At 45.8% G+C, this 18,854-nt stretch carries 24 protein-coding genes and 1 pseudogene; all 25 read left to right on the top strand.

Annotated features, from left to right (window positions below):
• Nucleotides 1–39: 39 nt before the first annotated feature.
• The 25 genes and pseudogenes from N4599_RS02635 to N4599_RS02515 all read left to right on the top strand — a co-directional run bounded on the left by N4599_RS02635 (nt 40) and on the right by N4599_RS02515 (nt 18,849).
• A complete protein-coding gene (locus tag N4599_RS02635; protein WP_260901796.1) occupies nt 40–504 on the top strand; it encodes an ArpU family phage packaging/lysis transcriptional regulator in 465 nt (154 codons plus the stop codon).
• A 133-nt stretch (nt 505–637) separates the two neighbouring features.
• Nucleotides 638–1,267 (top strand): hypothetical protein, encoded by a 630-nt coding sequence (locus N4599_RS02630; RefSeq protein ID WP_260901795.1) that lies wholly within the window; start codon nt 638–640, stop codon nt 1,265–1,267.
• Between the two features lie 49 nt (nt 1,268–1,316).
• Nucleotides 1,317–1,721: a terminase small subunit gene (locus tag N4599_RS02625; protein ID WP_260901793.1), complete on the top strand. Its 405-nt coding sequence runs from the start codon at nt 1,317–1,319 to the stop codon at nt 1,719–1,721.
• Nucleotides 1,708–1,860 (top strand): hypothetical protein, encoded by a 153-nt coding sequence (locus N4599_RS02620; protein ID WP_260901791.1) that lies wholly within the window; start codon nt 1,708–1,710, stop codon nt 1,858–1,860. Before N4599_RS02625 ends, N4599_RS02620 begins: the two co-directional genes overlap by 14 nt.
• Nucleotides 1,847–3,112: a PBSX family phage terminase large subunit gene (locus N4599_RS02615; RefSeq protein WP_260901790.1), complete on the top strand. Its 1,266-nt coding sequence runs from the start codon at nt 1,847–1,849 to the stop codon at nt 3,110–3,112. The genes N4599_RS02620 and N4599_RS02615 overlap by 14 nt, the downstream gene beginning before the upstream one ends.
• Nucleotides 3,113–3,124: 12 nt before the next feature.
• On the top strand, nt 3,125–4,525 hold the full coding sequence (locus N4599_RS02610; protein WP_260901789.1) for a phage portal protein: 1,401 nt from the start codon (nt 3,125–3,127) through the stop codon (nt 4,523–4,525).
• Nucleotides 4,509–6,179, top strand: coding sequence for a hypothetical protein (locus tag N4599_RS02605; protein ID WP_260901788.1), 1,671 nt, complete (start codon nt 4,509–4,511; stop codon nt 6,177–6,179). Before N4599_RS02610 ends, N4599_RS02605 begins: the two co-directional genes overlap by 17 nt.
• Nucleotides 6,158–6,448, top strand: a complete 291-nt coding sequence (locus N4599_RS02600) for a hypothetical protein (protein ID WP_260901786.1) — start codon at nt 6,158–6,160, stop codon at nt 6,446–6,448. Before N4599_RS02605 ends, N4599_RS02600 begins: the two co-directional genes overlap by 22 nt.
• 183 nt (nt 6,449–6,631) lie before the next feature.
• On the top strand, nt 6,632–7,255 hold the full coding sequence (locus N4599_RS02595) for a capsid assembly scaffolding protein Gp46 family protein (RefSeq protein ID WP_260901785.1): 624 nt from the start codon (nt 6,632–6,634) through the stop codon (nt 7,253–7,255).
• Between the two features lie 11 nt (nt 7,256–7,266).
• Nucleotides 7,267–8,136: a hypothetical protein gene (locus N4599_RS02590; protein ID WP_260901784.1), complete on the top strand. Its 870-nt coding sequence runs from the start codon at nt 7,267–7,269 to the stop codon at nt 8,134–8,136.
• A 23-nt stretch (nt 8,137–8,159) separates the two neighbouring features.
• A pseudogene (locus N4599_RS09935) lies at nt 8,160–8,273 on the top strand (Ish1 domain-containing protein); the annotation flags it as partial.
• 51 nt (nt 8,274–8,324) lie between these two features.
• Nucleotides 8,325–8,666 carry a phage head-tail connector protein gene (locus N4599_RS02580; RefSeq protein ID WP_260902452.1) on the top strand — a complete coding sequence of 114 codons (342 nt, stop codon included), beginning with the start codon at nt 8,325–8,327 and terminating at the stop codon, nt 8,664–8,666.
• The gene (locus N4599_RS02575) at nt 8,659–8,937 is read left to right on the top strand and encodes a hypothetical protein (protein WP_260901782.1); all 279 of its coding nucleotides are present in this window, start codon (nt 8,659–8,661) and stop codon (nt 8,935–8,937) included. The genes N4599_RS02580 and N4599_RS02575 overlap by 8 nt, the downstream gene beginning before the upstream one ends.
• Nucleotides 8,930–9,292 carry an HK97-gp10 family putative phage morphogenesis protein gene (locus tag N4599_RS02570; protein WP_242362518.1) on the top strand — a complete coding sequence of 121 codons (363 nt, stop codon included), beginning with the start codon at nt 8,930–8,932 and terminating at the stop codon, nt 9,290–9,292. Before N4599_RS02575 ends, N4599_RS02570 begins: the two co-directional genes overlap by 8 nt.
• The gene (locus N4599_RS02565; RefSeq protein ID WP_260901777.1) at nt 9,289–9,684 is read left to right on the top strand and encodes a DUF3168 domain-containing protein; all 396 of its coding nucleotides are present in this window, start codon (nt 9,289–9,291) and stop codon (nt 9,682–9,684) included. The genes N4599_RS02570 and N4599_RS02565 overlap by 4 nt, the downstream gene beginning before the upstream one ends.
• A 15-nt stretch (nt 9,685–9,699) precedes the next feature.
• Nucleotides 9,700–10,302 carry a phage major tail protein, TP901-1 family gene (locus N4599_RS02560; protein ID WP_062812754.1) on the top strand — a complete coding sequence of 201 codons (603 nt, stop codon included), beginning with the start codon at nt 9,700–9,702 and terminating at the stop codon, nt 10,300–10,302.
• Nucleotides 10,303–10,318: 16 nt separating this feature from the next.
• On the top strand, nt 10,319–10,669 hold the full coding sequence (locus N4599_RS02555; protein WP_062812755.1) for a tail assembly chaperone: 351 nt from the start codon (nt 10,319–10,321) through the stop codon (nt 10,667–10,669).
• Between the two features lie 182 nt (nt 10,670–10,851).
• Nucleotides 10,852–11,121, top strand: coding sequence for a hypothetical protein (locus N4599_RS02550; RefSeq protein ID WP_260901774.1), 270 nt, complete (start codon nt 10,852–10,854; stop codon nt 11,119–11,121).
• Nucleotides 11,121–13,823, top strand: a complete 2,703-nt coding sequence (locus N4599_RS02545; RefSeq protein WP_260901772.1) for a tape measure protein — start codon at nt 11,121–11,123, stop codon at nt 13,821–13,823. The genes N4599_RS02550 and N4599_RS02545 overlap by 1 nt, the downstream gene beginning before the upstream one ends.
• Nucleotides 13,824–14,630: a phage tail family protein gene (locus N4599_RS02540; protein ID WP_260901770.1), complete on the top strand. Its 807-nt coding sequence runs from the start codon at nt 13,824–13,826 to the stop codon at nt 14,628–14,630.
• Nucleotides 14,630–17,077 (top strand): phage tail protein, encoded by a 2,448-nt coding sequence (locus N4599_RS02535; protein WP_260901768.1) that lies wholly within the window; start codon nt 14,630–14,632, stop codon nt 17,075–17,077. The genes N4599_RS02540 and N4599_RS02535 overlap by 1 nt, the downstream gene beginning before the upstream one ends.
• Complete coding sequence (locus tag N4599_RS02530; protein WP_260901766.1) at nt 17,067–17,375, top strand: hypothetical protein; 309 nt, start codon at nt 17,067–17,069, stop codon at nt 17,373–17,375. Before N4599_RS02535 ends, N4599_RS02530 begins: the two co-directional genes overlap by 11 nt.
• Complete coding sequence (locus tag N4599_RS02525) at nt 17,376–18,263, top strand: phage baseplate upper protein (RefSeq protein WP_260901763.1); 888 nt, start codon at nt 17,376–17,378, stop codon at nt 18,261–18,263.
• A complete protein-coding gene (locus N4599_RS02520; RefSeq protein ID WP_260901760.1) occupies nt 18,260–18,406 on the top strand; it encodes a hypothetical protein in 147 nt (48 codons plus the stop codon). The genes N4599_RS02525 and N4599_RS02520 overlap by 4 nt, the downstream gene beginning before the upstream one ends.
• Nucleotides 18,406–18,849, top strand: coding sequence for a hypothetical protein (locus N4599_RS02515; protein WP_260901757.1), 444 nt, complete (start codon nt 18,406–18,408; stop codon nt 18,847–18,849). Before N4599_RS02520 ends, N4599_RS02515 begins: the two co-directional genes overlap by 1 nt.
• The last annotated feature ends 5 nt before the right edge of the window (nt 18,850–18,854 follow it).

The following is an 18,854-nucleotide window of genomic DNA, read 5'->3' as shown; positions in this document are numbered from 1 at the left end:
CAACTAACATACTAATTATACCAAAGGAGCGTGCTGATTGTGGGTTTAGTGCCAACGTTAGATAAAAAAGCAACTATCAAAAAGGTTCGTGAGTTTTTCTCTGAAGATGAGTATTATCCCACGATTAAGCGGCGATCTGGTGAGTATGGCTTAAAGTCACCACAGATGGACATCACTGGAATCCGTGGTTCACGGTTCGGCAACTCGACCGAAAAGATGATGGTCATGTTTGCCGAATATGCTAAGGCTAAGCGGACAGTTGATGATGCTATTTCTGGTTGTCGGCAAATGAGCCAAGTCATTCTCAAGAAACGTTATATTGATGGCTGGGATATTTATGATGTGCGACCTCTGGTTAACCGGTATGGTCACGAAACGTATACCAACGCTGATAAGTATGCCTGTCTTGAGTTTGCAGACTGTCTGGAACGTAAGGCGTGGGAGAACAATGTCGACAGTGAAATCATCCCCAACTTGCTGGTATTTGAGAAAAACGGGTCATGAAAGGGTCGTGAGCAGGTCGCCAGCGGGATACGAACGGGACTATAATGGCGCTAGGATAGTATTGTCGAAAAGTAAACGACTACCATTCTAATCACCCAAAGAAGTCTAGTCATTTGGCTAGGCTTTTTGTATTATGTTTAGTTGGGTGATTTTTATGATACTTTTAACAACTACAAATGCGGCAACAACTTCTACCGCAATATATAGTGGTTTAATAGCTGCATTGGTTTCTGGTGTTGTTGCTCTAATTGGATATAGTATTACAGCTTTTGTTCAAAGCAGAAACGGGAAAAAGGCAATCGAGGCTCAAAAGGAGATTGCGCAAATGCAGAGAGATGAAAAACTCTTTTATGAAAGTAAATTGGAATGGGCAAACGAAACAAGAAAATTAATTGCTAAGTTTGTTAGCGATAGTTTTCGGCTTAACATTTTAGTCAAAAATATTAAAAGCATGAATAATAAAGTTGAAAAATTAAATTTCAGCCCAAGTGAAGTGGATGGTATGTCTAGGGAATCTAGTGAAAATTTACATAAAGCAGGAGAACTTCTTTCTTCACTGAATGAAGAGGTAACAATGATCCGGCTTTATCTTTTCCGCAAAAACGACGACCATGAAAAAGAAGTTCTTGATATGATAAAAGCATTAGAAAGCGACATGAATAATCAGCTTGGTATTAATAGCCAATTGCTAAACGAATTTGTAAATGTTGCAAGAGATTATTTTAATTACCAAATGGAGGAATTAAAAGAAGAGTCAGCCTAGCGCTGGCTTTTTTTGTTTGGAGGTGAGTGGCATTACTAAGAAGTTAACATTGAAACAACAACGGTTTGTCGATGAGTACATTATTTCCGGTAATGCTACTCAAGCAGCCATTAAGGCGGGCTATTCTGAGAAGACAGCTAACCGGATTGCTACTGAAAACTTGTCAAAACCTGTCATTAAAGCTGAGCTAGATCGCCGTAACGCTGAAATCCAATCCGCCAAAACGATGGACATGCAGGAAGTCATGGAGCGTCTGGCAGCAATGGGGCGAGGCGAAACTACCGAAGAAACCGTTACTAACAAGGGGGACGTTATCGAAACGTCTACCCGGAATGCTGATAAGCTGAAAGCATTGGAGCTAATCGGCAAACGGTTTGGAGCCTGGACGGACAAGAAGGAAGTCAACGGTAACCTGGATATTGATATTGGAGTGGGGAATTATGATGAAGATTAGTGCAATGGCATTTATACCGGTTATGCTTGTAGCAACATTGTGGTTGAAACCTGAGTTAGTCAACACCTGGTGCTTTATCGCTGCACTGATAGTTGAATTCTTTATTATATTCCTGGTGATGGATTATGCCGACGATTAATTTGAACTTCCCTAAGCCTGCCAATGTTTTTAACAAACAGATTTTTGATAGTTTATTTGACTACGATCACTTCATCGAAGTCTGGTATGGAGGTGCCAGTTCTGGCAAGTCACATGGCGTAGTCCAGAAGGTAGTGCTTAAATCACTGAAACACTGGAAACATCCCCGCAAGGTGCTGTGGCTCCGGAAGGTCGACCGGACTATTCAAGATTCAATCTTTACCGATGTGCTGGATTGCTTGTCTACTTGGCGGCTACTACCACTGTGCCGGGTCAATAAATCCAACCGTACTATCAATTTACCGAATGGTGCGGTTTTCTTGTTTAAAGGGATGGACGACCCGGAAAAGATTAAGTCCATTAAGGGCTTATCTGATGTGGTCATGGAAGAAGCGTCTGAGTTCAACCAGGATGACTTTACCCAGCTTACTCTTCGTCTACGTGAACCAAAGCATAAGCAACGGCAGTTGTTCTGTATGTTCAACCCGGTGTCGAAGCTGAATTGGACTTACAAGCAGTGGTTTGATCCTGATGTTGAGGTTGATACTAATCGGGTAGCAATCCACCAGTCGACTTACAAGGACAACCACTTCTTGGATGAGGACAACATTAAGACAATTGAGAACTTGAAGCAAACCAACCCAGCCTACTACAAGATCTACACGCTGGGCGAGTTTGCTACGCTGGACAAGCTGGTGTTCCCTGAATTTGAGAAGCGCCGACTAAGCATTCGTGAGCTGTCGAGCCTACCGTCTTACTTCGGCTTGGACTTCGGTTACACCAATGACGAGACAGCTTTCATGCACGTTAAAGTCGATGAGGACCGTCACATTATTTATGTGATGGAAGAGTACGCCAAGCATGGGATGCTGAACTCTGATATATCCCGGATGATTAAGCAGATGGGTTACAGCAAGGAAGTCATCACGGCTGATGCAGCTGAACCGAAGTCGATTGCTGAAATCAAACGGGATGGTATTTATCGGATCCGCCCTGCTAAGAAGGGAAAAGACAGTATTATTCAAGGCATTAGCTTCATGCAGCAGTACCACCTAGTTGTTGATGACCGCTGTGTGAAGACGATTGAGGAACTGGAGAACTACACCTACAAGAAGGACCGCCAGACTGGTGAATACACCAATGAGCCGGTTGACGCCTACAACCACGAAATTGATGCCATTCGGTACGCCTTGAATGAAATCAATGGTATGGCGAGTCCAAAGGCAACGGTTCTTCCCAATATTTACATTTAGTGAGGTGATAAGATGGCAATTTCAAGTAATAGCGATGTTCAGGTGACCGATAACCATTTGCTGCTTTATCCAAAGGAACAGGAAATCACTAAAGAAGATTTGCAGTCAATGATTAGTCAGAATGAGGACTGGGCAAAGGAGTACCATGAAAATTGGTCCTTGTATGTTGGGGAACACGACATTCTGTCCGCAGCTAAGAAGATTTTTGGCCCGGACAATCGACTGGTGGTCAATATGCCCCATTATATTGTGGACACTTTCAATGGCTACTTCATGGGTAATCCTCCAAAGATTACCCTGCCGGATAAGGGACAGAACCAATCATTACAGGATTGGAACGACAGCAATTCATTACAAGACCGACTGAATGAGGTTAGCAAACAAGCTGATCTGTATGGCCGGTCTTTTCTATTCTTCTATCAAGATGAAGATGCCGAGACCAAGGTTGCTGTTGTATCGCCGCAGAAGGCCTTTATGGTTTATGACGATACCGTTGCCCAGAGGCCATTAGCTTTTATCACTTATGCTAAGGACCGCAAGGGGAAGTCACAGTGGCTTGGTAATATCTACTACGCCACTAAGACCGTTGCTTTTGGTGATGAACTGGGAGAAGAAACACCTAACCCATATGGCATGGTTCCGGCGGTTGAATTCTTCGACAACGTGGAGCGTCAGGGCGTCTTTGATAATGTAAAGACATTGTGCCAGTCGTTAGATAAGGTGCTGAGCCAGAAAGCCAATCAGGTTGAGTATTTTGACAATGCTTACTTGAAAGCGCTGGGGCTTAACCTTGATAAGGACGGCGATGGTAAGCCTGATGTTGACATTATGCAGAACCACATGATCTACTCGCCAGATGCTGAAGCGGCCGATGCAGTAGTTGACTTCATCAGTAAGCCTGATGGTGACACCATGCAAGAGAACATGTTGAACCGCTTAATGGACCTGATTTATCAGACTAGTCAGGTGGTTAACTTAAACGACAAAGAGTTCAGCGGTAATTCTTCTGGTGTAGCTTTAAAGTACAAGATGCTCCCCATGCAGAACATGGCAGCGAATAAAGAACGGAAGTTTCGTCAGGGATTACGGCAGTGCTACCGGATCCTGTTTAGTCTTGGCCGTGTTGCTCCCGAAGACGCCTGGAGCGACCTCGACTTCAACTTCCCACGGAACATGCCAGCCAATGTTGAATCGGAGGCTGACACCGCCCAGAAGCTATCGGGCATTACTTCACAGGAAACAGCATTGTCTGTTCTGTCAATTGTTGATGACCCGAAGGAAGAACTGAAGCGGAAGCAAGAGGAGCAAGCCGAAAAGGTGAAAAATATGCCCGGATTACCGTTTGCAGCTACTGACCAGCAGAAGGGCCAAGATGAATCACTAGGCGGTGAAGCTGATGGCGAAGAAGAGTAGTTATTGGCGAGACCGGGAGGAACAAGAACGTCGCTGGCAAATGAAGCAGTTGGCTGATGATGAACGCTATATCGGTCAGATCCGTAGTCAGTATGAAGCTGCTATTCGTCGAATCAATGACGACATCAATAATCAATTGCAATGGTTATCAACCCGGTCCGGTCAGCCTTATGCTGAAATGCAAAAGGAAGTTGACAATCTGGATATTCAACGAGCCAGTCAGGATGCCCAGAAGCTGGTTGGCCGTGCTAATCAATTGCGTGGGCAAGGCCACCGCGTTACTTATGGTGACTTTACGTCCGAAGAGAACGCCCGAATGCGGCTGTACAATGCCACTATGCGGATCAACCGCCTGGAATTCTTGAAGTCTGAGGTTGGCCTTGAACTAACACAGTTGACCGGCGAGCTTAACGCTTCACTAGGCTTAAAGTTGACTGATGATGCCCGTAAGGAATTCAAACGTCAAGCTGGAATCATGGGCGAACAATTGGGCAATGCAAAGCCCTGGACGTCATTCCAACCACAGGTGTTGGTTATGAAGAATGTCCAAGGTGGTAACTGGTCCCAGCGCTTATGGAAGAACCAGGACGTCTTGAAAGCCAATCTTGATGCTGTATTATCCGCAGGCTTTATCAGTGGTGAATCTAACCAAAAGATGGCCCAGCGGTTACGCAAAGCGGTTCGTTCCACGATGGAGAATCAGCGCTATGCCAATGAACGGCTAGTTCGAACTGAATCAGCACGGGTTGCTTATGAAGTTCAGCGTGAATCCATTGAGGCTAACGGATTCAAGTGGGTAGAATGGTTTGCGGAACCGAGCGCTTGCACTGTTTGTGCTCGTCTTGCACGGGTCGATAACGGCGAGGGGCCAGGGATTTACCCATTGAAAAAGGTGCCGAAGATTCCGCAAGATACCCATCCAAACTGCCGCTGTTCGATTGGCTCTTACTACTCTGACAAGATGTTGGACAAGAAGCTGAATGAGCTTGGTTTTGGGAAGAATGAAGTTAAACGTGTTAACTTAGCTAAAGCAGACTTTGAATTAACAACAGACCCAAGAATAATTCAAAATAGGTATGACCAAGCCGTCAAAGCCTATAAAGAACGAGTAGGTGTCGATATAGTCGACTTGATGAAGCAAGGGAAATTTGTCGATACCTCGAATCAGTATAACGATGCTAAGTCTAAGTTTATTAAATACTTGATGGTCGAAAATAGTTACGACTCATTGCCGAAACCAGTTGACAAATTTAGTGACCAGGTTGTCTATCGTGGCGTTCATGACTCACAGGGGAAAAGCGCTGACGAGTTCATTGATGACTTAAAACATAGGCCATTGATGATTTCGGGTGGATACAGCTCTTCAAAGGGCCGTGGATATTACTTTGCTGAACTAGAGTTACAAGCGGAGATACACGCTCGCCCTAATGGGAAAGTAACCAAGTGGGGAATTGCTAAAGGAGCAACCGTTTTAGATATTGATGATGCTAAACAAATTATTAGGGAAATTGATAATATCCGAGAAAGAAATAACGTAATGGATTTCAATTACGATATTATCGGCATTCTTAGTCACCATGATATAATCAAAGCAGGCGGTACTATTAATGTCCTAAATGGAGGTACAATTGAATGGCTAAAAAATACAAAATAGCCTCCGTAGATTATGAATTTTCAATAAGGGCACTTAACGATGCCTCTATGAATTATTCAGACAAAGAGTGGAATCCTATTAATGATTTCTGGTCTGATTGGTCTGATTATCCGTTAGGCTATGATGACAAACATAAGAAACGTGGCTTTAATCCGAAAGATGGCTATGATTACGTTGACAATATCGAAGAACTCATTCCACCGCAGTTGAAGCCAGAAGACAAAGAATTATTTAGAAACGAAATCAAGAAGCATTTAATCAAATTATAGGTTTGGCATTCGCATTAATTTGTGGATGCTTTTATTTTCACAGTTAATATTTTTTCAAAGGGAATCCTTTTATACCAAGGGTTCTCTTTTTTCTTAATTAACTTTTGTCCGTTCCGTGTGTGTGGACGTTAACTAAGCCCGAGGGCCTCCCATGGCCGTAAATGCGTGAAAGGAGTTTTTACTATGAATGAAGATACTACTAGCCAAAACGTTACTCCGGCTAACGAAAAACAAGGCAAACAGGAAACTCAAGAACAGCCTAAGGCGCCAAAGGTTGAAGGGGTGGACAGCGATGCCTTGCTAGGCAAGCTCAAGAAGCGGATTGGTAAGGAACAAAGCGAGAAAAATCAGTACAAGGACGAAAACGACCGACTGAAAGCCCGGATTAAGGAACTTGAGGGCTCTATGGACAAGAAGAAGTCGGTCAAAGAACTATCTGATGATGCTAAGTCGAGAGACGAATTGGCGGCTAAGGACAAACGGATTCAAGAGTTGCAGAACCAGCTTGACCACAATAAGGCCGTTAAGGAAACAATGGCTGTCTTTCAAGATAGTGGTTTTAATCCGTCTGATGAAATTGTTGAAATGGTGGTCACGGGGGATGATGAGCAGACTTACGCTAACACCAAGGCAATTCTGAATCTAATCGCTGATGTTCAAGATAAGACGAAACAAGGGATGCTTAAAGGCACGACGCCACGGGTCAATGGTCAACAGTCAGTAACTAAGGCTGACATTATGAAAATTAAAGATCCGCTGGAGCGTCAGAAGTCTATCGCTAAGCACCTCGACTTATTTAATAAATAGGAGGTTATACTATGGCTGCTGAAGCTAATACTACAATGCAAAATGACTTGATTGCTGCTTCCATTGACTTTACGGAACAGTTCACAGGGTCCATTAAGAAGTTACAAGAAATTCTAGGCGTTACCCGCTTAACGCCAATGCCTGTCGGCAATCAAATTAAAATTTACAAGTCCGAAGTCACTAAGGCCAATGGCAAGGTTGGTGAAGGGGAAGTCATTCCGCTCTCCAAGGTTACCCGTAAGCTGGCCGATACATTAACGCTTGAATATTCTAAGTACCGGAAACTGGTTACTGCGGAATCTATCCAGTCCTCCGGCTTCCAAGCCGCAGTTAATGATACTGATGCCAAGCTGCTGAAGGATATTCAAAAGGATATTAAGAATGGCTTGTTTAGCTACCTGGCTAATACTTCTGGCGTTACTACGACTACTGCAACCTCGTTTAAGGGCGCTGTGGCTAAGGTAATGGGGCAGTTAGCTGTGAAGTGGGAAGATGACGACATTCAGTCTGTTCTCTTCGTTAACCCAGTAGACTTCTACGATTACCTTGGTGATACGGATGTTACCTTGCAGACTGCCTTTGGAATGACTTATTTACAAGGCTTCTTCAACTTCAATTCAGTTATTGTTTCCAGTGCCGTTCCGCAGGGTAAGGTTATTGCTACTGCGGCTAATAACTTGAATATTGCTTATGCTCAGGTCGGTGGAAATCTAGCCCAGGCATTCAGCTTTACAACGGATGAAACTGGTTTAATTGGGATTGCCCATAACAATGTTAATGATTCTCTGACTTATCAATCAGTAATCATGGATGCCATGAAGGTCTTTCCAGAACGCCTGGACGGTATTGTGCTGGCAACTATTGATGGCAAGGGAAATTAACCCCGTCGGCGGACGATACCGACGTTAAGCCAACGTCTGCTAATACCGTAGCCGAAATTAAGGCTTACCTTGATAAGCACGGCATTAGCTACACTGCCAGTGCCACTAAGGACGAATTATTGGCACTAGTAAAGTAAGGGGGTTCCAAAGTGAAGGACCAACCTGTTAATAAAGAAGATTTGAAGACTATGTTGCAGCTGTCCACCGATAAGATGGACAGTGTTTTAGAATTGATTATCAAAAATACAGTTGCGCAGGCCCGGTTCAAGCTAGGTCTGACTACTGAAGAAAAATTTCCAAGTGAATTGAGCTATATTCCCCTAGAAGTCTGTGTGAAACGGTATAACCGCTTGAAGAATGAAGGCATGTCCTCGTATTCTCAAGAAGGCGAATCCATTACCTTTGACAACACGGATTTTGACAGTTTCCTTGATGACATCGCTGAATGGCGAAAGAAACGGGAAATCAAGTCATTGGGCAAAGTTCAGTTCATCAATCCATACGCAGGTGATAGCCATGCGAATGGATAGCGTAGTGAAGTTCTACCAGGAAGGCCACCGCAGCGGTGACATCAAGCTAGTAGCTGAGGACATGGCAAACGTCACTGATGTAGGGGTTGATCGTTCTGCTAACGTGCTGGGAAACATTAACCAGCGGGCGTTAGTAGTGCGGGCCCTACATCCAGTCGAAGTTGGTTTTAGCTATTTAACCATTGATGATGGTGATAAGCATTACCGATTGACGACTGGACGACGCCCGCTCAAGGGAAACACGATGATTGTAGGTGAGGACATTGGCTAGTGGAATGAACATCGAATTTAAGGGGCTGGCTCAGCTGGAAGCAAAGCTGAAAGCTGAGACTCCCGAAATGAAGATTGCTGTAATGGAAATCGTGAAGAAGAACGGTTCTCAAATGGCCAGTAAGATGCGGAAGAATATGCAGGCTACGTATAAACATCCAACCGGGATGACTAAGCGTAGTGTCACTGAGCATTATTTCAATGCTGGGTTTACTGCATCGGTGGGCCCGCATACCACCTACGCTCCTTACCTGGAGTATGGGACGCGGTTCATGTCGCCACGTCCGACAGTTCGTCCAGCTTTCCTTACCCAGTCAGCAATCTTTACTAGCGATTTGAAGAAGGTGTTCAGATGAGCGCTTTAAATGAGCTATATAACTACATTGCTGACAAGTGCGAGGGCTGGGGCTTTGATACCTGGGACCATTTGCCGCTGGATAGCGAGAACGCCAAGTACCCGTTCGTCATTGTGGGAGAACAGCAGTCTACACCAAGCATAACGAAGACGTCTGCTGGTGAGACGTGCTATATCACGGTTCACATCTGGGGCAGTCGCCACCAGCAGCAAAAGGTGGATTGGATGAAAGAACGAATCGCCAGTTTGACCTACAATCCGGCTTTTCGGACAGAACATTACTTCTTCTCAGGGAAACCAGGATTGATTGATAATCAAATGATGGTTGACGATACCATTGCGAATACGCTGTTATGGCACGGCGTAATCACGATGGCTTTTATTTTACGATAAGAAAGGATGATAAAGATGGCTACTGATAATGTTGCTCAAATGAAAAAGTCAAAGGACGCCATCATGGGGATTGATAACATCGGGTTCTTCCGCTTATTGTCGGAAGACCACAAGATGCCAGCTCAATTGATTCCCCACCAGACGAGCTTTGATTTTGATATGAGCCGGGATGCTGATAGTACCGCTACTAAGGACGGATCTATTGCTGTTCCTGCTGGTCTGGAAACTGAGCTGACCAACGAATTTATTGACGCAATCAGCTACACCTCTGATGCAATTGCCACTGCTATTTTGAACGGTGAGCAGGTGGAAATCTGGATGGTGAACCGGCGTCGTAAAAATACCCAAGGCAAGTATTTTGGTTGGTATATTCGTGGGTACGTAACCGAAGATAGCGGTTCTAACGACGCCGATGATGCTTCAACCCGTGAAATTACCTTTAACGCTACTGGGGCGCCAAAGCGCGGTTGGGTAACGCTGACCAAGGAAATGGAAGAAGAAATCGACTTCGGCTTCCGTGGTTTGGCCGCAATTACTGACGATGACGCAACTGGTGATGGTACTGCTTGGACTAAGGAAGATACCGGAAGCGGTGAACTGGTAAGCAAGGATCAATAAAGTGGAGGTATAAATCATGGAATTAACTTTTGGTGATAAGAAATTGGAGCTGCACTTTGGGGTTCGCTTTATCCGTGAACTGGATAAGGCAATGCCTTTCACAACTCAGCAGGGCGGTCCCAAGATTAACTTCGGCCTGGGTTTAACCCAGGTTTTGACAGGGATTGAAACTAACAACGCCGGTATGCTGTCCATCATTATTTATGCAGCGGCTTATGGCAATTCACCACGTCCAGGACAAGCTGCAATCGATGATTATCTGGATGGCCTGACACCAGCTAAGCTGAACAAGGTTTTCGATTCTGTAAAGTCCGAAATGCTGAAGTCAGCGCAGGTTCAGTTAACGTCAAAAAACATGAAAGCCTAGATCAAGTTGAGCAGGATTCTGCGACCACCTATCGTGGAATCGTCTTAAACTGCTTAGCTTATCTGGGCTTTCACGATTTAAAAGAAGTTGAAGCACTGACGCTAAGTGAGTATTACTTGCGGCTAGAGGCTTATCAGCTTCGTAGAATCCAGTTTGAGGAAGATATTGCTCTACAAGCATGGTTGAACCAGCAAGTACAGGCAACAAAGGGGAAGAAGAATCCTAAGCCTGTCTACACGTCTTTTCCAAAGTTTTATGACCGTCCTTACTTTGAGGACCAGCTACGGAGTGCTTATGAACCCGGTTACCAGGTATCGAAGCGAACCAGAGAACATGAGCAGAAAGCAAAGGCGTATGACAGTTTCAACGCCAACATTGCGCTTTACCAGCGCTTGAAAGCAAGCGGGAAGCTGGATGAACTAAGGAAACGTCGGAAAGGGGGCGGCAAGTAGTGGCACAAGAATTTAGTGTAGAAGCCGTTTTAAGTGCTGTCGACAAGTCGTTCTCGTCAACGATGAATCAAGCACTGAACAACGTCTATAAGCTGGGACAGTCAACTAATAACACTGCTGGTGGCGTTAGGTCCGCCGGTGGTTCCATGATGGGCACCTTTAAAGGTGTTGCAGCCGGAATGGGGGCTGTTCAGATTGCCAGCAAGGCCTGGGACGTTGTGAAGAACTCCATGGGTGGTGCGATTTCTCGGTTTGATACCTTGAACAAATATCCAGTAGTTATGCACGCCTTAGGCTACTCAATGGGTGATACAGCCAAGTCATCTAAGATTCTGCAAAAAGGAATTGATGGTTTGCCCACCTCACTCGATGAAATTACTGCCTCAGCTCAACAACTGGGACCGCTGACTGGTAATGCGACTAAAGCGGCCAAGTCAGCGGTGGCATTGAACAATGCCTTCTTGGCTTCTGGTGCTAGTTCTGCTGATGCTTCTCGTGGACTTCAACAGTACACGCAGATGATGTCCACTGGTAAAGTCGATTTGATGTCCTGGCGGACTCTGATGGAAACCATGCCGACGGCTTTGCGGGCGGTGGCAAAATCGTTTGGCTTCACTGGTAAATCGGCTGAAATGGACCTGTACAACGCCTTATCCAAGGGTAAAATTTCGGTTGACCAACTGAATGATGCCTTTATCAAGTTGAATGGTGGATCTAATGGATTCGCTGCACTTGCTAAGAAGAATAGTGCCGGAATCGGGACGTCCTTTGCAAACTTGAAGAACTCGGTTATCAAGAACCTGGCTAATATGCTGACGTATATTGACCAAGGGTTCAAGAATGCCGGCTTTGGTTCAATTGCCTCCACTTTGGATAGTATGAAGAACGGTATTAACGCTGCTTTTACTGCTATTGGTCCAGTTGTCGCTGGAGCTACTACGGTTATTCTGAATTTTGCAAAGATGGTAAGCTCAGCACTTAATAACAAGATTTTCCAAGGTGCTGCTATTGGTGTGCTTAGTTTCATAGGAGCATTTAAGTCCATCAACGGTGTAATTGCCATTGTTATGAGGCTTCGTTCAACATTTGTGGCTTTAAGCGTAATTGCTAAGGCTGGTAACTTGGCTATGGCTTTTTCGGAAGCCATGAGTACATTAGCGAAGAGTTCAAAGATTGCGGCGGCAGCACAAGCGGCATTTAATGCAGTTATGAATGCTAACCCTTTAGTTAGGGTGATTTCCATTATTGCAGCCGTAGTAGCTGCTCTAGTTTTCTTCTTTGCGAAAACCAAAACCGGCCAGCAGATTTGGTCTAGTTTTGTTTCTTTCCTATCGAGTGCTTGGCAAACACTAAAGAGCGTTGCTTCGACTGTTTGGAATGCAATAGCTGGTTTTGTGTCGGGCACCGTTGAGAAAATCAAAGCAGTCTGGCAACCAATTGGTGAATTCTTCAGTAATCTGTGGAATACCATCAAGGAAGTTGCCGTTGGTGCCTGGAACGGCTTTATCAGCAGTATTCAGCCGATTGTTGAAGCCTTTAAAAACTTATGGAGTGCACTATCCGACTTCTTCAGTACCTTGTGGCAAGGAATTGTCGCCATTGCAACGCCAATTTGGCAAGCGCTGGTGATGGTTATTGGCGCAATTGTCGTTGTCATCATGGGGCTGTGGTCTGGGCTAACTGCCTTCTTCAGTGTTCTGTGGCAGGGGATTGTTGCAGTGGCAACACCAATCTGGCAAATTCTTGTTACTGTCATTCAGGGTGTTTGGACCGTCATTGTGGCAATGTGGCAAAACTTCGTCACAATCATGGCGACAATCTGGCAGAACGTGGTGACAGTTGCGACGACTGTTTGGCAGGTGCTAGTCACCGTCATTCAAACAGTTTGGACCGTTATTGTCACGGTTGTATCGACGGCTATCAACGTTGTGGCCGGAATTATTCAAGCAATCACAGCAGCTATCCAAGGTGACTGGTCCGGTGCCTGGGACGCAATTCAAGGTGTTGTTTCAACTGTCTGGAACGCCATCACTAGCATCGTTTCGACTGCTGGTAATGCCTTAAAGGGTATAATTGTTGCGATTATGAACGGTATTAAGTCGGTCTTTTCCAATGGTTGGAATGCTGCTAAAGCAGTTACCTCGAATGGCATTAATGCATGTAAAAATGCAGTTGCCAACATTGCTAAGACAATGGTCAGCGTCGGCAGAGATTTTGTTCAAGGTTTTATCAATGGGGTCACTTCCATGATTAGTAGTGCGGTGAATGCTGTAATGAACTTAGGCCGAAAAGCTGTCGATGCCGCTAAATCATTCTTTAAGATTGGCTCGCCATCGCGGGTCATGATGCAATATGGACGCTGGTTCACAGAAGGTTTTGCCATCGGGATTACTGATGAAGTTCGGATGGTCAAACAAGCTGTCGACACGATGTCCAAAGCAGCAATGGTCAACCCTAGCCTTAGCCCTGCTGGTTTCCAAGACTCACTAAGCCGCTTAAACGGCTCAGTGAGTGGTAACTACAACGGCACGCTGACCATGCAGGACAGCACATTGCAGATGCAGAATAACCAGCTGTTGCGGCAATTGGTTGACAAGTCTGGTGATGTCTACATGGACGGCACTCCCGTTGGACACATTGTTGCACCAACGGTCAGTCAAGACTTAGGTCAAGGTGTCAGCTTGAAAGGTAGGTGGTCATAATTGGAATATAAAACATTCAGCCAGTTCCACCACCCAACGGATCCTGACTTTCCGTTCCGGGATCTAGCAATTACCGACCAAGATGTCCAGGATTTGCTAACCCGTGAGGGAATCAAGTTCGGCAGCTTCGATTCTGCCAAGTCTGGCTTGTGGCTATTGGAACGGGAAGCACCCACACCGAAGGAGAAAACTATTACCGATTCGGTGCCGTACCAACAGGGGGAGTATGACTTTTCCATGCTGGACAATCAGCGCTATTTTGAGGTGCGGACACTGACTTATAAGTTCATTGTTTTTGACGGTGACTATCGCTACCGGTCAGGGGCTGAGCATGAAATCAAGCGAAAGCTAGTTCCACAAGGTTACCAGAATCTGACTGATACCCACATGCCAGGTTATGTTTGGCGAGCCAAGTGTAGTGAAGTCACTGTTGAAGATAGTGCTGACGCCAGCACCTTAACAGCAACGGTAACCTTTACGGCTTACCCGTACGCTATCACTGAGAACGAAGAAGGGACTGACATCTGGGATGATGTTAACTTCGATCACTGGTTGTTCCAGCCGGTTAAATTCACTGTGAGCGGTGAACAAGAAGTTAACGTCCGCAATATCGGTTCCCGGTTCGTTGAATGTGCATTTGATTTGTCAGGGGCCGTCACTCTTAAAAGTGACGCCTTGGGGACGGTCGAACTGAACAAGGACAACTATAAGTCCACTCAGATTGTGCTGGATATTGGTGATAACAAGATCAAGTTATCGGGTAATGGCACAATCACTTTCAAGTTCAAACGAGAGGAGATGATTTGATGTATCGCATTATTGGCTATAACGAACCAACCGATAAGGGGGGCTTCGTCGTATATGATCCACGTGTTGACCGTCAAGTCATTTCTGGCGATTTGACCTTGAAAGAAACCGAAATTGACGACCTGACCCTAAAAGTTAACCAAGGCAATCCGTTGTTTGATAATGTTCGCCCAATGCACACTCATATTGAGGTATACGACGATAAGCAGCTAATTTTTCGTGGAAGGGCGATTAAGCCCAAGTACGAAATGGAAACCAGTGGTCAATTCACTCGTGAGTATATTTTCGAGGACATCGAAGCCTACTTAATGGATAGTGTGCAGCGGTTCAGTGAGTTTGTCGGCCAAACACCAAAGGAGTTTTTGCTTAGTCTAATTGAAGTCCACAACGGACAAGTTGACGACTATAAGCAAATGCAACTGCGGAAAGTTGATGTAGATAATCCCAAGGATAATGGCTACCGTCAGATTGACTATCCTAAGACCCGTGAAGCCATCAAAGAGAAACTGTTGGATTCGATTGGCGGCTATCTGCGGGTTGAGTATAATCCGAATGGCCCACACTATGTCGATTACCTAAAAGACATCGGTGAAGACCATAAGGACAATACGCCGATTCAACTAGCCAAGAACATGAAGGCCGCTACGATGGCAATCGACCCGACCAAGGTGATTACGAGGGTGATCCCGCTTGGGAAGACCCTGGAGCCGGAAAAGGTCGACGTTGCTGGCGATGATTCTTCTGGCCAACTAGGCAGCCCGGAAGAATTTTGCAAATCACCGATTAACGCCACCTGGGGTTGTGACATTAATAAGATGAAGCAAGACTTCATGGCGAGGTCAAACCGGGCCCGTGCTTGGGGTGTCGATGTTAATCGACTATATGACACTATCAAGAACGCCGGCGTTAGCCCGGAGTGGTTTTTCGCTTATGAACTGTGCGAAATGCTATCTGGTGGGCTAGGCTGGTTGAATCACACGGGTCGGCATGGGGACGCTTACCAGGACGCCCAATACGTCTGCGACTGGATCAAGAACACATCGCAATCAAATACCATTTCACCAGCTTGGTGGGCACCGGAAGGATCGATGCCGGCTAATCCTGGGCTGGCTGCTAAATGGAACCAGGAGTTTGGTAAGGGGACCATCGGCCGGGTTTACCTGCAAGGAACGGCTGCTGCTACCTGGGATATTGCCAACGCAACTCCATGGCCGAATGCCTATATTGGACACCCGATTCAACAATGTATCGGGTTTATCAAGTCTTGGGGTGGTCACAATGGTTCCGGCGGTGGCGGCTGGGGTTGGCCGTTCTCTCCTGAAGACGGAAATAAGCCATTCTCACTAGAACAGTCATTTGGACCAGGAACTGGTGCTTTTCGTGGCAATGGTTACCACGATGGTGTCGACTTCGGCGCTTATGACCACCCTGGCCGTGATGTTCATGCGGTGCATGGCGGCACGGTTACCCACAAAGGCTACATGGGTGGCTTGAAGTGGTACGTTGTTACCCATTCAGCTGACGGTTTTAACATCGTTTACCAGGAAGCTTTTTCTGGTCCGGGCCAGATCCGGGTTAACATTGGTGATAAGGTTAAAACCGGCGATGTTATCGGCTGGCGTGACCTTGACCACTGCCATATCGGGGTAACTAAGAAGGACTTCATGGAAGCCGTCAGTCACTCGTTCGACCCATCTGGTGGTTGGATGGACGTCCGGGAACTCATCAAGAACGGTGGGGATGGCTCTTCTGCTCCTACCGAAGACACGACTTATCAAGAAAACAACAACGGCCCCCGGCCTAAGCTCACGATTGCCACTGTAAATGAAGGTAAGGATTACATTGACATTCCTGACCTGCAAAAGGAATTTGGCATTATCGAAGGCAAGGTGCCCTTTGATGACATTGACGATCCCAATGAGCTGTTAAAGCAGGCCCGCGCTTGGATAGCTACCCAGCGGATCCCGCAGTCGTGGACAGTCACCGCCCTTGAACTGCACATGCCTAACTTTAAGAGTTTTACAGTAAGCGATCGTTATATGTTCATTAACCCGTACGTGGCAAAGGAACAGCTACTGCGAATTGTTGAGAAGAAGGTTGACCTGCTTCACCCGTACAATTCTCAGCTGACCATTGGCGACAAGCAGATGGGGCTTGATGACTACCAGGTGCAAAACCAGGTTGGTTTGAAGGAATTCCAGCAAGTCAAGGTGCTGGTTAACCAGGTGGCTCAAGTTCAAGAGACTATCACTGGTGGTACTGACCGAGTAATTGCTAATGCAGCTACTAGCAAGGATTTAGCTGCCATGCGGCAAAACGTCACCAATGTCCAAAATGACTTGTCACAGGTCATGAAAAACTATGTGCCGACCAGCGAGCTTGAAAAGTTACGCCAACGTGTTGAAGCACTGGAGAATGCGAAGGGTGGTGATAATAGTGGCAGTTAGTTATCGTGACAATACATCATTTGACGACTCTGACCACACGATGAAGCAGATTGCTGAGGCAATCCGCCATAAGATGTATGGCGTTGATGTCAGAGAAGCCATTGCCCAGGGCTTTGAGTTGATGTACAAGAAAATTGCCGAGTTGGAGGGCGATGATGATGGTACTGATGCCAAGAATGAATTGGCACAACTTGAGAAACGCTTAAATGCAAGAATCGACCGCATTACGATGGGGACTGATGATACAGCCATCCGTAATGTGGTCGAAGCAATTTTAAAAGAAAAGGGGGTTATTTAGTTGCAGACACTAACTTACGTCATTGGTAAAGATCGCAGAGCGTTAGTCGATAACGTTCAGAACTTTACCATTGATTTTAACGATGCAGGTATTAAAAACTGGGTACAGGCCCGGCAGTATGAAGATACCATGCGGCAGATTTTTGTTAATGTTCAAAATGAAGATGGCACACCGTTTGATTTGACTGGTGCTAACTATGTCTTTGAAGGTAAGCTGCCAGGTGGCAAGTATGCAGTGCTAGACACTAAGCATGGGGTCCCAGTGGACCCGCTCAATGGGCAATTCCGGTTTGATATGCCAGCTAGAGCCTTTGCAGTTGCAGGCTCATACCAGCAGGCCTTTTTCCGAATTTATCGGAATCACGAAAACATTGCCACCCTAGAATTTAATCTGGAAGTCTTAGCTGATAAAGTCATTTCTGGGATTATCCCGAGTGACTACATCACGCCGTTTGAGGACCTGTACTCCAAACTGGAAGCAATTCTGGCTAAGGGTGATGGCGATGTTAAGAAGGCCATCGTCGAGTGGAGCGAGAAGTTCTCTACGCTGTTCCATGACTTGAACACGCAGGGCGAGTTAACTAAGACCATGCTGACTACCTGTGAGAATCGTTTGAAGTCCTTGGAAGAGAAGATTCTCCAGCAAGGGCTGTTCACGCAGGCAGAAGCCGATGAATTTAAGAAGTACATTCTTGATTCGATTGTTCAGTCGGACATGGTTGAACGGGTCATCAACGAGGTTCAGACCTTACACATGACCGACCTGGGGCCAACTTCGGAACCGTTCAGTGTAGACCAGGTGGCTCAGACAACCGATGATGGCTACAATGCCGGGTTGGTTGTGGGTCCAACCAGTGATTACTCAATCGAGGAGGTTAAGAGCGCATGACGGAAGTCGTAAAAGCGATGAAGAACGAGCCGGATAGCCGGAAGCGTCAAATCTACTACGAGACCACGCCTGGGGCTATCACTGGCTTTGAAAAGGAAGTACGCAAAATTGTTATGAAGATGAAAGAGGAGGGACTACTCTAATGGCATACATTGGAAAGATGAAAGACCGTAACGGCAACGTGGTTTATCCACAAACCAAGCTGGACGGCATCATTGACTATGAGCCGCTTAAAATTTCTGATTGGTCAACAACTGGGATTGTACTAGCAGGTAATTTTGGATGGGACGAAAATTCTAAGGGGTATCGTTTTGTTCAGTTGCCGAACGGTAAAGACGTTGAGTTTGACCTAAAGTTTCACCCAGTAAATGTTAAAGGCCTTGTTGCCGAAAATATTATAACGATTCCGGACAGTTTGCGTGCTGATGCTATGGGAATCAGTGTCGGTTTTTCTAGTTGGCAACAGACTGTTTTTAACACAAGATTGTGGGATAACAAAGTTTCGATTTATCGAACGGATGGTGATTCGACAGATAATTGGAACGGTAGTTTCTTTATCCACGTTCGTTACTTCCATCATGACTAAGGAGG

Origin of the sequence: Limosilactobacillus oris (genome assembly GCF_025311495.1) — a bacterium.
Lineage (GTDB): Bacteria > Bacillota > Bacilli > Lactobacillales > Lactobacillaceae > Limosilactobacillus > Limosilactobacillus oris_A.
Note: the sequence above shows the minus strand (reverse complement) of the source record. Positions and strands in the feature narration are given on the sequence as shown.